The sequence below is a fragment of the Faecousia intestinalis genome, assembly GCF_040096185.1.
Taxonomy (GTDB): Bacteria; Bacillota; Clostridia; order Oscillospirales; family Oscillospiraceae; genus JAZOXB01.
This window is the reverse complement of the sequence record NZ_JBBMFF010000181.1, coordinates 1-16,610: the sequence shown is the minus strand read 5'-3', so window position 1 is coordinate 16,610 and position 16,610 is coordinate 1. Positions and strand designations below refer to the sequence as shown.

Here is a 16,610-nt window from a genome sequence, read left to right as displayed (position 1 = left end):
GCGATCCCGATTTTACTGGTCGTATTTCTCTGCCTGCTTGTCGCTTTTTCCGCTGTCTGCGAATACCGGCAGCAGCACCCGGTGCCGGAGGAGATGCTGGTTTCGTTTGAGAGTCACGGAAAGTGTTGGTTCAAGAATGCAGAGGGAGAGACGCTGGAGTGCGAAGGTACGAATTACAGCGGAGATATGCAGGTCATAGATGCGTCGATCGGTGGTTTCAGCGCTTCATATTTTTCTCTGACAGTTCCGTACAGCAAAAGGCTCGAGGCTTCCCTTGAGAATGCAGGTCCGGATTCTTTCATCAGCGTCGGCAGCGATCTGGGCGGGTGGGCCGTACTCGGGAGTGGGGTCCAAAGGACCATATTTACCGACTCTGGCGTTGAGACCACGGGCGAGAATATGGAATACAGCATACGGTTTTTTTCCATCGAAGAGTTCTATCTGGAGGTGACCGGCAGTGGGGAAAGCCATATCCGCTATGTGCGGAAAGGCGGAAAGCTGTATCTCACTGCGCAGGACGCCGCGTTTACCGTGGAGTTTAAAAGCTTCCTCGAAGAAGGGTCGATGGACTCTATGGATTTCTCTGCCGGAGAGACCTGCACCATCCGCATCCGCGACGGCGGTATGGAGTTCGTGCGCTAGATCGGAAACGGCCCACAGATTGTCATTGCGAGGCCCCAGCGGGGCCGTGGCAATCTCGGGAAGGCAGTTACGTTTTTGACGTCAACCCGCGCGGCTCGGCAGTGCCGCGCCGGATCTGACAGCCGCACTCCTGCAAGCGAAATTGCAGAACATGTAAAAAAACAGGGCGTGCAGCTTTCGAGCTGCACGCCCTTCGCGGTTTCTTCAGTTCTCCGAGACATTCAGCACATCGGCCAGCGAGGTATCCTCAAAATAGGTGTTTGCGTTATAGAGGAACAGCACGTCCGTGACCTGCTCGCGGGAGATGACGGACTCGACGTTGTCATAATAATACCGCGGATCGATGAGAATGATGTGGTCGTAATAGGGATAGAGGAACTGCATGAGGCAGTTGGCATAGGAGTCCTTGAACAGCAGCAGCGTCTTGCCGGTTTCGGCCGTCGTATAGACGTCCACGCGGGGGTAGTTGCCGCCGAAGAACACGGTGTATTTGTCCTTCTGATCCAGCGCGCTGCGGTCGTAGATCGTGGCGGACGTCTCTGCGGCATCGCCGTAGGAAACGTAGTATTCCACGTCCGTCTGCGGAACATACAGCTCCACGGTGTCATAGGCGGCGTGGCTGCCGCTGCGGGAGGCCAGCGTGCCCTCGAACGTGGTGGAGACGGTATAGGTGTCGTAATTCCGGATGGGCTGCGAGATGCCGAGCTGCGCTGCCATGGCCTCAAAGGCATAGCGCGCGCCGAGGCTCGTCCAGTGGTGGTCCGTGCGGTAATAGAGCTGCCCGTCCGTGTGAGCGGAAAGTGCAGCCGAGACGTCAAGGAACGAAATGCCCTGCAGGCTGCCCGCCAGCGCAGTCAGGTCGGCGCTCTGGTCGCGGACCGGCGCATTTTTTGGGAGCTTGTCCGCCAGAATGCACGCGGCGTTCGGAATGACGGCCATGTTCAGCCGCAGGTCCGTGTGGCGCGCGGCAAAGGCGTTGATGGCCTCCACATTGCGGCTGTCCTGCGGCGGATCGGCGGGCGGCTCCATGAGATAGTCGTCGCTGCAGAGGTAGACGCCGTTGGACTCCTTCTGCCCCGTGAGCTTCAGGAACCGGAGCCGCAGCGCGATCCAGAAATCGCGGCCGGCGAACTGATCGGCCGTGTAGGACTCCAGATCGGAAAACCAGCTGCCGTCCTTCACGGCGGACCAGCTCAGCTTCGGGAACTGGGCCAGCTTGCGGTTCTCGCTGTCGGAATAGGTGCGGTCCGGGGTGAGCAGGCTGCCGAGCGTCAGGCAGAGAATGGTCCCGAGCAGGATGACGCTCATAAGAAGGCCCTGCTGCAGCCGGGCGCGCTGGTAGGCAAGCCGCCGGGAGCGGCGCGGATTTCTGTGTTCTTCCAAAACCATCGCCTCCGATCAGAACTGGAAATACAGGAAGGTGGAATAGGTGTCGTTCATCATCAGGGCGATGCACAAAAGCAGCAGCGCCAGGAACAGCACCACGGAGAAGGCCTGCCAGGCCTTATTGCGGCGCAGCAGATTGCCGCCCACATGCGAGACGACGGGGAACGAGCCGATCGCGCCCACGAGCAGCAGGGGCCAGCAGCCTGCCAGATAATACTTCGCCGTGGCGTCGACGAGCGCACTGCCGCTGCCGAACATCCGCCCGATCCAGCCGAAGGCCGCGGCGGGCGAGGACGAGAAGAAGAATACCCAGCCGATGAGCACGAGCAGCAGCGTCAGCACATGGCGCAGCAGGCCGGGCAGGTGCTCCAGCGCGCGCCGCAGCACGAATTTTTCGAGGAGGAGCAGCACGCCGTAATAAACGCCCCAGAGCAGAAACGTCCAGTTTGCGCCGTGCCAGATGCCGGTCAGAAGCCAGACGAGCAGCAGGTTCGCGATGGTGCGTACCGTCCCGGCGCGGCTGCCGCCGCAGGGAATATAGACATAGTCGCGGAACCACGCGCCGAGCGAGATATGCCAGCGCCGCCAGAATTCCGTGATGCTCTGCGAGACATAGGGATAGTCAAAATTCTTGCCGAAGCGGAAGCCGAACATCGAGGCAAGGCCGATGGCCATGTCCGAATAGCCGCTGAAGTCAAAGTAGAGCATCAGCGCATAGCACACCGCGCCGAGCCACGCGCTCAGCGTGGAAAGCTGCGTCATCGGCAGGGCGGAGAGCGCATAGAACGTCGTGCCGAGCGTGTTGGCCAGCAGGACCTTTTTTGCAAGGCCGATGAGGAACAGACGCGCGCCCGAGCCGAAGCCCTCGCGCGTGACGGGGTGGTCGCGCAGCTGCGGCTCCATCTCGGCATACTGCACGATGGGGCCGGAGACGAGTTTCGGGAAGAACGTGACATACAGGCTGAAGTCCAGCACATTGCGCGCAGCGGGCGCGCGGTCGCGGTAGACGTCGAACAGATAGGACAGCAGCGAGAACGTGAAGAACGACACGCCGATGGGCATCGGCAGCTCCCGGGCGCGCAGCGCCGTGCCGAGCAGGGCGTTGAGATTGTCCACAAGGAAGCCGTAGTATTTGAAGAAGCCCAGCAGCAGAAGATTCACGAGCACGGACGAGACGAGCACGAACCGCCCGCTCCGGCCGCGCGCTTTCTGAAGCGCCAGCTCACGGCCCGCAAAATAGTGGAACGCGATGTCCAGCACCATGAGGACGAGGTATTCCGGCGTTCCCCAGGCGAAGAACACGAGGCTGCACACAACGAGGGCGGCATTTTTCAGCTGCTTCGGCAGCACAAAATACAGGATGAGGCTGACGGGCAGGAATACGAACGGGAAGACGAGTGTACTGAATGCCATAGCTTCCCCTCCTTACAGCGCGCCGCGGAACGCCTGCTGCACGGCAGCGGCGTCCTTATGGACGACGAACAGAACGTAGTTGCCCCGGATATCCAGAATGGAATGATTCGTCAGCAGGTCATACTGCTCCAGGCCGTAGCCGTCGAAGCTGGTCTTCTGCGTTTCGAGCCGGGCCTCCACGGCGGCGCGGACAGCCTCCTGCTGCGACGTATCGCGCAGCTTGAGCAGAAGCAGCTCCTCGGCCTCCATGTTTGTCTGCGGGTAATAGAGCAGGCAACCGTCAAAATCGGACGGATTCAGGCCGTACAGGCGCTTGACCATCTGCACGCTGCCCTCCTGCAGGGCGCTCAGGTCGATGCTTGCCGTGACGGCGGAGGCCACATCCTCAAAGGCGGCCGAGCTGACCGGCTCCTGCCGGAAGCTCACCACGAGGAACACGACGGCAAGCCCTGCGCACAGCCAGCGCAGCAGCTCAAGCAGGATCGTTTTCTGTTTCATTTGTCGCATCCTCCGCTTCTGCGGGGCTGTCCAGCCCGGCAAGGATCAGATTGGCAGCCCAATAGGGGTAGAATTCCGGGCGGACGTGGATGCCGTCCGGCTGCCAGAGATCGGCATAGGTCTGGCAGATCTCGGTATTATCCGCAAAGGGAATGCCGTTTTCGGCGCAGGCCGCGCCGACGGCCTCACTCCACTCGGGGATATTGCGCCATTTCGAGCTCTTCTCAAAAGCAGGGTCCTGCGCGGGCAGGATGGAGCTGACGACGACCGTCACGCCGGGCAGGGCCTCCTTCAGGTCGGCGACGACCTGCAGCAGCTCCGCGACATACTCCTCCTTCGTGTCCCAATAGCCAATGCTGATGTCGTTCAGACCGTAGCACAGGTAGACATAGTCCGGCTGCAGGGCGCGGATGTCGTCCATGTGCGCGGCGACGTCGCGGATGGTGTTTCCGCCGTCCGCCAGCACGCGGCTCTTTTCCAGAAAATCGAAGTAATAGAAGCCGACGGCGCGGGAATCGCCGAGGATGACGTAGCTGTCGAACATGGACCAGATGTCCAGCTCACCGCTCGTGATCTTTGCAACGAGGGCATCGCGCTCCTCCTTCTTCTGCTGGGCCAGCAGCTCCGCGCGGCGCTGCTTCTCCCGCTCGCGCAGCGTTTCGGCGATGGCGGAGGCGTCCTTTGCGGCCGCGCTGTCCAGATAGGCCGTGCCAGCGGCGACGGCCGCGCCCTCCTTCGGGGCGGCGGGCATACTGCCGAGCACCCATACCGTGAGAAGTACGGCGCACAGCAGCGTCAGGATCCACGGCATCAGACCGCGGCTTTGTCTTTGTTTCATGCTCTCTGCTCCTGTTCAGCGGCTGCGCCCGGAGAGCACAGCCAGAGTAATTATATTCTATCGTATAGACGGATATTTTGCAACCGAAATCCCGTATATAAGACAGCAGTGCGTGCCGGATGTTTCACAGCCAGAGCTGGACCGCTGCGCCGAGCAGGAGCTGCACGGCCAACATTACGGGCATGCCGACGGAAAAATGGCGGTGGAGCGTTTTGTGGCGGAACAGCTGCATGGCGAGTATGCCGCCGAGCGCGCCCCCGGCAGCAGCCCAGCCGAGCAGCACGCGCTCGGGGATACGCCTGCGGCGGCAGCGGGCGAGATGCTTATCCCATCCCATAAGAAAAAACGTGACGGCACTCATGAGAAGCAGCCAGCACACATAGTATTTCAGCATCAGGATCATCCTTTCGGAGGTGGAACATGAAACGGATTCCATGCATTGCAATTGCCTGCCTGATTTTAACATTGAGCGGCTGCGCTGTCAAGAGCGCAGCGGATGCGGAGACGGTCTGTGACCCCGGTTCCGGCCCGGAGCCGCCGCAGTTCTGCCTGACGGCCGAGCTCCCGTCAGAGCTGCAGCGCTCGGCGGAGGACTCCGCAGAGGGACGCAGCGTCTATACGCGCGCGGACGGGGCCTATGAGGTCGTCATCGAGACGGCAGCCGGGGCGCCCGATGCGGTGCTGCGGCAGCTGACGGGCCGAGAGACGGCTGCGCTGGACCCGGTCTATCTGGCCTGGCCGCAGGCAGATCAGTACCAGTTCGCGTGGACGGGCGCGGACGACGAGGGAGAGCTTGCCTGCTGCGGCACGCTGCTCTATGACGGCACGACGTGCTACACTCTGACCATCCGCTGCGCGGCAGAGCTGGAGAAGACCTATCATGCCGAGTTTGCCCGCATTCTGGCACACACAAGGCTGACGGACGCCGCATGACCGGCCTGCGATACTTTTTTGCTTGCGTTTTCCCAGCCTTTGCGGTATGATAGGGCATACGGTCCGCAGAATGCGCGCCGATTTTTGTTGTTGGAGGCGCTGCCTGTGAGATCTGTTTCCTGTTTTCTGGCCATTGTCCTGGCCACCTTCCTGCTGTGCGCCTGCGGCGCGAAGGACGAGCCGAGAGCCTCAGTCGAGTCCGTCGTGCAGGAGAACTGGCCGCAGTTTTCCGATGCCGAATATGACGAGACGGCCGGAACGCTCCGCCTGACGCAGGAGAGCACTATGACCTATGCCTCCGCGCAGAAGTTCGGCGGTGAGGTCTACAAGGACGACCTGTCGCTCGAGAGCTACCTCGATATCGTCGGTGTCATTTCCTATGATGTCCGCAGTGCCTGCGGCCTGCAGGAGCTGACGGTCACGCTCGAGGGCGTCAGCAGCGACGGACAGACGATTTACACCGTCAGCAGCGATGGAACGATCACGTCCTGTTGGCAATAAAGAAAGAAGAATCCGTATGAAAGAAAAGCTTCGAATGCTGTTTGACGAAAAACTGTGGAAGTTCCTGCTCGTGGGCGTGCTCAACACGCTCGTTGGCAACGGCCTGATGTTCCTGCTGTATAACCTCGCCGGGTTTTCCTACTGGCCGGCGACGGGCCTGAGCTATGCGCTTGCAAGCGTGATGAGCTATTTCCTCAACCGGTATTTCACGTTCAAATATCAGGGCAGCGGCTGGGAGACGGCCCTGCGCTTCGCGCTGAATATTGCCGTGTGCTACGGCCTTGCCTATGGCCTTGCCAAGCCGCTCGTGCGGCTGATCTTCTCCGGCCTGCCGAAAAAATGGGCGGAGAATCTGGCCATGCTGGCGGGCATGGGCCTCTTTGTGGTGTTCAACTACTTCGGCCAGCGCTTTTTTGCCTTCCGCGAGAAGAAGGAGGAGTAAGGAACGCTGGTGGAGGGAGCCAGCAGATTCCCGGGCATTCCCGCCGGCCGCACGCGTTATGTAGGGGAGGGGCATGCCCCTCCCGGCGCTGTACTGTCGACTTGTGTAGGCTCTCGTTAAAATAGGGATGACTCCCGAATTGTCATTGCGAGGAGGCGCAGCCGACGTGGCAATCTCGCAGTGCTTGGTTGGATAACAGGGTACTCCCGGCGAAAACGCAACTGCCTACCCGAGATCGCCGCGTCAGGTGGTGCGGCAGTGGATCAGTGCTCTCCTGCGGTTGACTTTATCCCGGCGGTTTGCTATAATCTCCCTATTCTGTTCTGGAGGTGGTAGCTTGCTGCGCAGACTCCTGCATAAGATCGTCCCGCCGGAAAACAGCCTTCCGCTTGCCATCACGGGCCTGATGAACCTCATCGCGTTCAGCGGCCCGAAGCTGCTGCAGGTCCTGGGTTGGAGCCTTCCCATGCACGATATGACGGCGGCCTTCGACCGTGCGTTCCCGTTTTCCCCGGTCTGGGTCTTCGTCTATGTCGCGGCGTTCCCGTTCTGGATCTATCAGTATTCCGTCGTGGCCAAGGAGAGCCGCTCTCTGTGCTATCGCCTTGTGGCGGCCGATTTTGCGGCCAAGGTGATCTGTCTCCTGTTTTTCGTCCTGCTGCCGACGCACAATGTCCGCCCATCGCTGGAAACGGGCGGCTTTACGGGCTGGGCCATGCGGACGATCTGGCTGCTGGACACCCCGACGAATCTGTTTCCCTCCATCCACTGCTTTGTCTCGTGGCTCGGTACGCGCTATATCTATGAGTGCCGCAGCCTTCGCCATCGCGGCCTGACGTGCACGCTGTGCACCGTCGGCTCCGTGCTCGTTTTCCTTGCGACGATGTTCACGAAGCAGCATGTGTTCTACGATGTCATTAGCGGCGTGGCTGTGGCTGAGATCGGCTGGCTTGTCGCGCGCTATACCGGATTACCGCGTCTGTTCGAGCGCCTGAACGGGCGCTTCCTCCGCACAAAACTTGCCCAAATGATCTGAGGCAGCGCTGCACGATTGCATCTCGCTGAATTGTGAGGTGTTGCCTTGCCGTCTCCGCGTCAATAAGAGCGCAAAAAGCGAAAGAAGCCCGCTGCGGTCCCGCAGCGGGCGAATATTTTAATTCCGGAAATACGATCCGTCCTGCCGGGCAGGGCTCGGCATGCGTGCTCCGCAAGCAGCGTGCTGCCTCCGCCGCAGCAGCCCGGTTCAAGCGCCGCAAAGGGCGGCTGCGCGGCGGAACGCGGCGTCATGCGCTCCGCACTTCCACCCATAGAATAGCATACGGCGGCGCACCGTACCAGCACGCCGCCGTAAATTCTTTGCTAAATTTACTTTACACGGATGATGCACTCGAAGCTCTCGCCGTAGTAGGTGACGGTCACGCGCGTGACGCCGCTGGCCTTGCCCGTGATCTTCGAGCCGTCTGCCGTGCAGACAGTCGTGTCCTTCACACTGTAGCTTGCGCCCTCGACGCGCTCGTCGTTCTCATCGAGCAGCCGCAGGTTGAAGCTCTCGCCTACGCTGAGCGTGACGTCCGTCAGGGAGAGGTGATAGCCGCCCTCGGCTGTGTCCTCGAAGCTGCAGCGCACGATGAGCTCGGCCGTCTTGCCGCCCACGTCGGCGGTGATGGTCGTTACGCCGGGGCCCTTGGCCGTGACAAGGCCGTCCTCGTCCACGATGGCGACCTTCTCGTCCTCGCTCGACCACTTCACGGTCTTTCCGGCGGGCAGGTTCGTGACCTTGACGCGGAGCGTCTCGTTGTGCAGGCTCATGGTCACGTCGCTGTAGTTCAGCTCCGGCTTGAAGCTGGCGGCGGTTGTCGGCTCGCTCGGCTCCGTGGCGTCCGTAGCCGGCTCCGTGGAGGCGTCCGTGGGACTGCCGCTGAAATCGCAGGTGACGGCACAGGTCATTTTCCGTTCGCCGCACGTCACGGTGATCGTGGCCTGCCCCTCGCCGACGGCGACGATCTGGGCCAGTACCTCGGTCTGGTCGTAGTCCGGCGCGCTCACAACGGGGTCGCCGGAGATGCGGACGATGCTCTCATCCGAGCTCTTGAACGACACGGGCTGCTCGCAGCTGGCGTTGATGGCGACCTGCAGCTGCAGCGTTTCGTCCGCGGCGGAGAACCTCAGATGATCGGGCGTCAAATTCAGGAAGGTGCAGGAGGAATCGTCCTGCGCGGCGGCCGTCTCGCTCGGCGTGGTCGCCCGGAGCACATCCTCCAGGCCGGGCCACCAGCCGATCATGTCGCCGATGAAGAACAGCACGACGAGCACGGCCATCGTCAAAAAGACCACGGCGGCGCGCAGATAGCCGCGCGGGATGCCGCCCTGCGTCTCGGGTGCCTTGGAGCTGCGCTGCTTCTGCGGAACGCGGCGGCGCTCCTCCAGCCGGGCCTGACGGTCCTCTTCGCGCCGGGCACGCTGCGCATCCTGCTGCGCGCGCTGCTCCTCCTGCTGGGTGCGGCGGCGGGCTTTGCGCTCCTCCTCGGTCAGGCGGCGGCGCGGCGCGGCGGGCGCGGCCTCGGCGCGGGTGGTGCTGCCGCAGAGCGGGCACTTTTCGCGCGAACCGTCATAAATCGTGCCGCAGTAGTCACAAACAACTTTGTTTTCCATATCTCAACGCATATCGTGCTATGCTTGGTCTCCTTTCCTCCGGCATACGACAGGAATCGCCTCCGCCGGTTTTTCCTATCATACCATTTTCCGAAGAATATGACAAGAATGTTCTTGCATTTTTTGCAAAAATATCATAGTATATACTAGAAATAATTTGAGTTCTTGATTTAGGAGGCGAACCCGATGTCCGAACTGAAACTTGTCTCCCCTCTGCTGGATCAGATGTCCGTTGAGGAGGAGATCGCCGGGCACAATGGCTGTACCTGCTACGCCCTCCGCCACGTCCAGTCGGGCGAGCGCTTTGTCGTAAAGCGGATCTCCGTCCCCGCGTCTGACCTGCAGGTGCGGGCGCTGATCCTCTCCGGCGCTTACCCGGATGACGCCGCCGTCCATGCCTATTACGGCAGTGTTGCCGAGGATATCAAAAATGAGCTCGACACCGGCATGCGTCTGGCAGAGAACGGCTATTTTGCGGGCGCGAGCTCTTACCAGATCGAGCCGAAGGAGAGCGGCATCGGCTACGATGTCTATATCCTCTATCCGCGCATGGTCTCGCTGCGCGCCTTCCTCGACCACAGCGCCATGACCGGCCTGCGCGCCGTGAACCTCGGCATCGACCTGTGCGATGCGCTCACGGCCTGCCGCGATGCGGGCTATCTGTTTGAAAACCTCAAGCCGGAGAACGTGTTCCTCACGCAGTCCGGGCGGTTCCTGCTCGGGGACCTCGGCCTTGCGCCGCTGGAGGACCTGCAGTATGCCTCGGTGCCGGAGAATTACCTCGGCCCGTATTCCGCGCCGGAGCTTTCCGCCATCACGGCGTCCCCAAACCCCACGATCGACCTGTATGCCATCGGCATGCTGCTCTACCGCATCTATAACGGCAACCATGGCCCGTTTGAGGACGAGGCCACGGGCGAGGCCATGGCGGACAAGCTCCGCCTGACCGGCAAGGCCATGCCGACGCCGATCTATGCCGATTATGAGCTGGCTGCCATCATCCTGAAGACCTGCGCTCCGCGTCCGGAGGATCGCTTCCAGACCCCGGCGGAGCTGAAGCAGGCGCTGGTCTATTATATGCAGCGCAACGAGGTGTCGGACACGCTCATCGTGCCGCCCATCGTCACGCCGGAGGCGCCGCTCGCGCCCGAGGCGGAGACGGACGGGGAGGACGCGCCTGCCCGCATGACGGACGCGGAGCAGCTCGACGAGAAGTTCCGCACGAGCTTTGCCCCGGACCTTTCCGGCGCGGGCACGGAAAAGGACATCGATCCCGACGCCGTGCCGGACGCACCGAAGCCGGAGCAGAAGGCCGAAGAAAAGCCGCAGCCGCCTGCCGAGCCAGAAAAACCGGCGGAGCCGGTCAAGGAGGCAGAGCCGGTCAAAGATACCGAGCCGGAAGCGGACGAGCCTGCAGAAGAGACCGGATCGGCGGAGGAAGCCGGACCTGCCCCGGCAGAGCCGGAGGACGAGGATCCGGACCAGATGGACTTGGATGCCTTCCTCGCCTCGGTGAATGCGGCCGTCGGCGACGTACCGCCGCAGCCGGAGGAACCGGAGCAGGAAGCGTCCCCGGACGAGCCGGAGCAGTCCGCCGAGCCGGAGGCGACCTATGTCGATAACGACGCGGAGAGCACGCTCCCACCCGAACCGGAGAAAAAACCGAAGAAAAAGCGCCGCGCCGTCACGATCGGCATCGTGACTGCGCTCGTCGTCCTGCTGGGCGCGGCGGCGTGGTTCCTGCTTTCGTATTACTTTGTGCGGGCCGATGCCCTGCGCGTCGTGCGCTGCACGACGGAGGAGCTGACGGTCGCGCTGGAGAGCGGCGACAAGGCGGCGGACTTCCGCCTGACCTGCTCCGACATGTATGGCAATTCCTATCCCGCCACGGCGGCCGACGGTCAGTATGTCTTCACCGGTCTGTCGGAAAACACACAGTATACTATCACCGTCACGGCGGCCGACGGCCACCGCCTGAGCAGCCGCGGCGTCAGCACCCTCTCCGTCACGACGCCGGAGGCCACGGAGATCACGGATCTGACCGCCTCGCTCGGCGATGCCGACGGCAGTGTGGTGCTGAGCTTCAGCGCCAACGGCCCGACGCCTGCCCAGTGGACCGTGTCCTATGCGGCGGGCGACGGCCAGAAGCAGTCGCAGCAGTTCACCGGCAATACCGTCACGGTCACCGGCCTGACGCTGCAGCAGAATTACACGTTCACGCTCGAGGGAACGGATACCGTCTTCCTCACCGGCACGACGACGACGGAGTTCACGCCCATCCCCGTTGTGAAGGTCGATAAGCTGAATGTCAGCAGCATCGAGGGAAACACCGTCACCGTGACATGGGAAACGGGCGAAAACATTCCCGCAGGCTGGACGGTCACCTGCGAGGCTCGTCAGTTCACGACGGTCACGCAGACCGTCACGGAGAGCAGCTGTGTCTTCGAGCTGCCCGACCTCAAGCGCGATTATACCTTCACCGTCTCGGCCGAGGGTATGCCCGCGCCCGCCGTGCTCACGCTGCCCGCCAACCCGCTCGTTGTGACGGGTCTGCAGGCCACGGCCAATGAGGACGGCACCATCACCGCCTCGTGGCAGACGGCCTCCGGTGCGCCCGCCGGCGGCTGGTATGTGACCTACGGCGTGCCGACGAGCAATCACGAGCCGCGTCTGCAGGAGTGCACGGAAAACTCCGTCACGCTCAAGGGCCTCATCCCCGATGCGGATTACACCATCTCCCTGACGCCCGCAGACGGTGCGGATGTGTTCGGCACGGTCGAGGCCAGCGCCAGGACGCCGTCCGGCGGCCGCTTCGACCGCTACGGCGCAACGCCCTCCACGACCTATATCTCCCTGTGGGAAACGCCGGCGGAGGTCAACTGGGATTACCGCTCCCTGACGACGTCCAAGACCTCCTTCTCGGCGGACGAGGACATCGCCCTGTGCCTCGAGCTGACGCGCAAGGAGGACTCCGACGACGAGATCACCCTGCTGTATGTCATCCGCAATGCCAACGGCGAGCCCGTGAGCGATGCCTCGGCGCAGCTCACCTGGGACCAGATGTGGCATGAGCGCCGCCATACCAGCACGATCCCGAATCCGGGCGCGGCAGGGGAGTACACGCTGGAGGTCTATGTGAACCGCCAGCTGCTGAAATCCATCGATTTCGCGATCTCCTGATTCTCTTTCGTTAACTATCCGGCCGGAGCAGGAAACCCCGGCCGGGAGTATAAAAATTTTATTAAGACGGCTCTGCCGTCCTAAGCGAGGAGGCAAATAATGCAAAACTGGTTTGTTGTAGTCATGGGACTGGTGACGGTGTTCGTCGTCCTGATCCTCATCATCGGACTGTGCTGGCTGCTGGGTCTGGCATGCCGCGGCAGCTCGAAGAAGGAGGAAATGCAGGCCGCTGCCGCTGCTGCGCCTGCTCAGGAAAGCAGCATTCCCAACCGCGCAGAGTTTCTTGCCGCCGTTTCGGCCGCCATTGCCGAAGCCAGCGGTACGGATGCGTCTGCAATTCGCATTCTTTCCGTCAAGAAGCTGTAAAAACATATTGAGAAAGGTGAACAAGAAGTATGAAAAAGTATCGTGTGAACGTCAACGGCTCCCTCTATGAGATCGAGATCGAAGAAATGGCTGCTCCTGCGAAGATGAGCGCCGCCGCTCCTGCTGCCGCTCCCGCCGCTGCTCCCGCCGCCGCTCCCGCTCCTGCCGGTGCAGGCGCTCAGGTCAAGGCTCCGATGCCCGGCACCATTCTGGATGTCAAGGTCCAGGCCGGTCAGTCCGTGAAGAAGGGCGACGTTCTCGTCATTCTGGAAGCCATGAAGATGGAGAACGAGATCTGCGCTCCCTCCGACGGCAAGATCACCGGTGTGAACGTCCGCAAGGGCGACTCCGTCGAGACTCAGGCTCTCCTCTGCACCATCGCGTAAGCGGGTAAGGAGATGCCGTATGTTCAAGAAAAAGAATAAGAACCTGCACCGCGCGCTCATTGCGCTCATGGTGCTGGGGCTTCTGGTGTGCCTGTGCTTCACCCTCGCCTCCGCCGCCACCGCTGAGCCGGACTCCTCGTCAGCCGCGGAGACCACCGCTGTAGAGGAGCAGGGCGCACAGTCCAATACGGAAGCAATGACGAATTTCCTGAATCAGGCTGGCATCGCCACCCTGATCCACAATGCGGACTGGAAATCGATCGTCATGATCCTCATTTCCTTCGTCCTGATGTATCTGGCCATCGGTAAGGGCTTTGAGCCGCTGCTGCTCCTGCCGATCGCCTTCGGTATGCTGCTGACGAACCTGCCCGGCGCAGGTATGTTCCACTCTGAGATCTTCGAGGGCGGTCATATCCACTGGGACCTCATCAAGAACGGCGTCACGCTCTCGAATGGTGCGAATGAAGCCGCCGGTCTCATCGACATCCTCTACCTCGGCGTAAAGCTGGGTATCTACCCCTGCCTGATCTTCATCGGCGTCGGTGCCATGACGGACTTCGGCCCGCTGATCGCCAACCCGAAGAGCCTGCTGCTCGGCGCTGCCGCACAGCTCGGTATTTTCATCGCTTACCTCGGCGCGCTCGGCCTGAGCAAGCTGGGGATCCCGGGCCTTGAGTTCACGCAGAAGATGGCTGCCTCCATCGGCATCATCGGCGGCGCGGACGGCCCCACCGCAATCTATGTCACGTCCCGGCTGGCCTCCGAGCTGCTCGGCCCGATCGCCATTGCCGCTTATTCCTACATGGCGCTCGTCCCGGTCATCCAGCCGCCCATCATGCGCGGCCTGACCACGAAGAAGGAGCGCATGATCCGCATGGACGCCCTGCGTACGGTTTCCAAGAAGGAAAAGATCGTTTTCCCGATTGCCGTCACCGCGTTCGTCGCTCTGCTCGTTCCGAGCGCAGCTCCGCTGGTCGGCAGCCTGATGCTCGGCAACCTGTTCCGTGAGTGCGGCGTGGTCGACCGTCTGTCCAAGACCGCGCAGAACGAGCTCATGAACATCGTCGTCATTTTCCTCGGCGTCTCCGTCGGCGCTACGGCGAAGGCCGAGTCCTTCCTCAGCCCGATGACGCTCGGCATCCTCGCCATGGGCATCGTCGCCTTCATGTGCGGCACGGCCGGCGGCGTCCTGCTTGCCAAGTTCATGAACATTTTCCTGCCGGAAGGCAAGAAGATCAACCCGCTCATCGGCTCTGCCGGTGTTTCCGCTGTTCCGATGGCTGCGCGTGTCTCCCAGAAGGAAGGCCAGCGCGAGGATCCCAGCAACTTCCTGCTCATGCATGCTATGGGCCCGAATGTTGCCGGTGTCATCGGCTCCGCAGTCGCCGCGGGCGTGTTCATCGCCCTGTTCGGCTGATAAGGAGGTATGTCCGTTATGGAAAAGAAGAATCCGCTGCGAATTACAGAAACCATCCTCCGCGACGCGCACCAGTCTCAGGCTGCCACGCGTATGCGTATCGAGGATATGCTCCCTGCCTGCGAGCTCCTGGACAACATGGGCTACTGGTCGCTGGAGTGCTGGGGCGGTGCAACGTTTGACGTCTGCATGCGCTTCCTGAACGAGGACCCGTGGGAGCGCCTGCGCACCCTGAAGGCCCACATGCCCAAGACGAAGCTGCAGATGCTCTTCCGCGGCCAGAACATCCTGGGCTACAAGCACTATGCCGACGATGTCGTCGAGGAATTCTGCCAGAAGTCCATCGAAAACGGCATCGATGTCGTCCGCGTGTTCGACGCGCTGAACGACATCCGCAACCTGCGCAAGGCCGTCGAATCCGTGAAGAAGTACGGCGGCTGGGCCGAGGTCGCGCTGAGCTACACCGTCAGCCCTGTGCATAACGACGATTACTTTGTCGGCCTCGCCAAGGACCTCGAGAAGATGGGCGCAGATTCCATCTGCATCAAGGATATGGCGAACCTGCTGCTGCCGCTGCACGCCTATGATCTCGTGCGCAAGCTGAAGGACAGCGTTTCCGTGCCCATCCACCTGCACACGCACAACACGGCCGGTACCGGCGACATGGTCAACCTCATGGCCTGTCAGGCCGGTGTGGACATCGTGGACTGCGCGCTGTCTCCGCTTGCCAACGGCACGTCCCAGCCCGCAACCGAGTCTCTCGTGGCGACGCTGCAGGGCTCCGACCGCGACACCGGGCTGGACCTTGCCAAGCTGAACGAGGCTGCCACGCACTTCCGCAAGGTCGCCGACAAGCTGAAGAAGGAAGGCTTCCTTGATCCGAAGGTCCTGCAGGTCGATACGAAGGCCCTGATGTATCAGGTCCCCGGCGGCATGCTCTCGAACATGCTCGGCCAGCTCAAGCAGGCAGGCCAGGAGGATCGCTATTACGATGTTCTGGCTGAGGTGCCCCGCGTCCGCAAGGACTTCGGCTATCCTCCGCTCGTCACCCCGACGAGCCAGATCGTCGGCACGCAGGCAGTTATGAACATCGTCGCCGGTGAGCGCTACAAGATGGTCCCGAAGGAATCCAAGGGCCTGCTCCGCGGCGAATACGGCAAGCTGCCCGGTAAAGTAAATGAGGAAGTCCGCCGCAAGTGCATCGGCGATGACAAGGTCATCACCTGCCGCCCGGCCGACCTGCTCAAGCCGGAGCTGCCGCAGTACCGCGAGGAGTCCAAGGACATCGCCCGCTGCGAGGAGGACGTTCTGTCCTACGCCCTGTTCCCGCAGGTCGCGCGCAAGTTCATGGAAGCCCGCAACAACCCGAAGCCCGCAGAGCCCGAGAAGAAGGCCGCCGATCCCAATGCGGTCCGCGAGCTCTATGTCGAGGACCTCGGCAGATAAGCCAAACAGCAAAAGACCCTCCCGCCGCCCGGCGGGAGGGTCAGACTGTCAAAAAATTGCCCAGCTGAAAGTTTCGGAGGGAAGAAAAGTGTGAAAGGAAACCGTCAGGGTGTCCTTTCACGTTAAATAACCCGCCGCAGCGGCAGGATTGCAAAATAAGTACTACAGAAATTCATTTTGCAATCCTGAAAGCAGCTTGGCGAAAAATCCCGAAGGGACTTTTTTGACAAGCTGAAGACCCTCCCGCCGCCCGGCGGGAGGGTTTGTTTATGTCGTCGTAAGAGAGCCGGTTGGCTGCCGGTTCTTCCCTGAGTTGTCATTGCGAGAAGGCCAAAGGTTGACGTGGCACCGTGAGCGCGAAGCGCGAGGAAGTGCCCTTGGGGTGCAATCTCGGGAAGGCACCGCCGATATACACGGAGTGCCGCCGAACGCAATCGCTACCAAATTTGACTGTAGCGGCGCTCACTGCGCAGCCGTTGGCGGCTTTGCCGCCTTACGGATGCGCAGTGA

The 16,610-nt window shown here is 61.6% G+C and carries 16 protein-coding genes; 10 read left to right on the top strand and 6 right to left on the bottom strand.

Annotated elements, in window-relative coordinates; translation table 11 throughout:
- Positions 1 to 642: hypothetical protein (locus tag WMO66_RS05580; RefSeq protein ID WP_349135405.1), on the top strand; the 642-nt coding region annotated here is incomplete at its 5' end.
- A gap of 204 nt (positions 643 to 846) precedes the next feature.
- Here the strand turns inward: WMO66_RS05580 and WMO66_RS05575 are convergent.
- From WMO66_RS05575 to WMO66_RS05555, 5 genes are all read right to left on the bottom strand, one after another.
- Complete coding sequence (locus WMO66_RS05575) at positions 847 to 2,025, bottom strand: DHHW family protein (RefSeq protein ID WP_349135404.1); 1,179 nt, start codon at positions 2,023 to 2,025, stop codon at positions 847 to 849.
- 15 nt (positions 2,026 to 2,040) lie between these two features.
- Positions 2,041 to 3,441 (bottom strand): MBOAT family O-acyltransferase, encoded by a 1,401-nt coding sequence (locus WMO66_RS05570; RefSeq protein WP_349135403.1) that lies wholly within the window; start codon positions 3,439 to 3,441, stop codon positions 2,041 to 2,043.
- A gap of 12 nt (positions 3,442 to 3,453) precedes the next feature.
- Positions 3,454 to 3,939: a DUF4358 domain-containing protein gene (locus tag WMO66_RS05565; protein ID WP_349135402.1), complete on the bottom strand. Its 486-nt coding sequence runs from the start codon at positions 3,937 to 3,939 to the stop codon at positions 3,454 to 3,456.
- Positions 3,914 to 4,777 carry an SGNH/GDSL hydrolase family protein gene (locus WMO66_RS05560; RefSeq protein WP_349135401.1) on the bottom strand — a complete coding sequence of 288 codons (864 nt, stop codon included), beginning with the start codon at positions 4,775 to 4,777 and terminating at the stop codon, positions 3,914 to 3,916. Before WMO66_RS05560 ends, WMO66_RS05565 begins: the two co-directional genes overlap by 26 nt.
- A gap of 124 nt (positions 4,778 to 4,901) precedes the next feature.
- Complete coding sequence (locus WMO66_RS05555; RefSeq protein ID WP_349135400.1) at positions 4,902 to 5,171, bottom strand: DUF1294 domain-containing protein; 270 nt, start codon at positions 5,169 to 5,171, stop codon at positions 4,902 to 4,904.
- 26 nt (positions 5,172 to 5,197) lie between these two features.
- Here WMO66_RS05555 and WMO66_RS05550 point away from each other — a divergent pair, with 26 nt between their 5' ends.
- The 4 genes from WMO66_RS05550 (at position 5,198) to WMO66_RS05535 (ending at position 7,689) form a co-directional block, all read left to right on the top strand.
- On the top strand, positions 5,198 to 5,710 hold the full coding sequence (locus WMO66_RS05550) for a hypothetical protein (RefSeq protein WP_349135399.1): 513 nt from the start codon (positions 5,198 to 5,200) through the stop codon (positions 5,708 to 5,710).
- 105 nt (positions 5,711 to 5,815) lie between these two features.
- Complete coding sequence (locus WMO66_RS05545; protein WP_349135398.1) at positions 5,816 to 6,211, top strand: hypothetical protein; 396 nt, start codon at positions 5,816 to 5,818, stop codon at positions 6,209 to 6,211.
- A gap of 16 nt (positions 6,212 to 6,227) precedes the next feature.
- Entirely contained in the window at positions 6,228 to 6,653 is a 426-nt protein-coding gene (locus tag WMO66_RS05540) for a GtrA family protein (RefSeq protein ID WP_349135397.1), read from the top strand.
- Between the two features lie 337 nt (positions 6,654 to 6,990).
- Positions 6,991 to 7,689 (top strand): phosphatase PAP2 family protein, encoded by a 699-nt coding sequence (locus tag WMO66_RS05535; protein WP_349135396.1) that lies wholly within the window; start codon positions 6,991 to 6,993, stop codon positions 7,687 to 7,689.
- 329 nt (positions 7,690 to 8,018) lie between these two features.
- Here the strand turns inward: WMO66_RS05535 and WMO66_RS05530 are convergent, their stop codons facing one another.
- Positions 8,019 to 9,305 (bottom strand): Ig-like domain-containing protein, encoded by a 1,287-nt coding sequence (locus WMO66_RS05530; protein WP_349135395.1) that lies wholly within the window; start codon positions 9,303 to 9,305, stop codon positions 8,019 to 8,021.
- Between the two features lie 186 nt (positions 9,306 to 9,491).
- Here WMO66_RS05530 and WMO66_RS05525 point away from each other — a divergent pair, with 186 nt between their 5' ends.
- The 5 genes from WMO66_RS05525 to WMO66_RS05505 all read left to right on the top strand — a co-directional run bounded on the left by WMO66_RS05525 (position 9,492) and on the right by WMO66_RS05505 (position 16,100).
- A complete protein-coding gene (locus WMO66_RS05525) occupies positions 9,492 to 12,485 on the top strand; it encodes a fibronectin type III domain-containing protein (protein WP_349135393.1) in 2,994 nt (997 codons plus the stop codon).
- Positions 12,486 to 12,584: 99 nt separating this feature from the next.
- Positions 12,585 to 12,851 (top strand): OadG family protein, encoded by a 267-nt coding sequence (locus tag WMO66_RS05520; RefSeq protein WP_349135392.1) that lies wholly within the window; start codon positions 12,585 to 12,587, stop codon positions 12,849 to 12,851.
- Positions 12,852 to 12,880: 29 nt separating this feature from the next.
- Positions 12,881 to 13,237, top strand: a complete 357-nt coding sequence (locus WMO66_RS05515; RefSeq protein WP_349135391.1) for an acyl-CoA carboxylase biotin carboxyl carrier protein subunit — start codon at positions 12,881 to 12,883, stop codon at positions 13,235 to 13,237.
- Positions 13,238 to 13,502: 265 nt separating this feature from the next.
- Complete coding sequence (locus WMO66_RS05510) at positions 13,503 to 14,654, top strand: sodium ion-translocating decarboxylase subunit beta (protein ID WP_417324309.1); 1,152 nt, start codon at positions 13,503 to 13,505, stop codon at positions 14,652 to 14,654.
- 18 nt (positions 14,655 to 14,672) lie between these two features.
- The gene (locus tag WMO66_RS05505; RefSeq protein WP_349135390.1) at positions 14,673 to 16,100 is read left to right on the top strand and encodes an oxaloacetate decarboxylase subunit alpha; all 1,428 of its coding nucleotides are present in this window, start codon (positions 14,673 to 14,675) and stop codon (positions 16,098 to 16,100) included.
- Positions 16,101 to 16,610 lie beyond the last annotated feature (510 nt).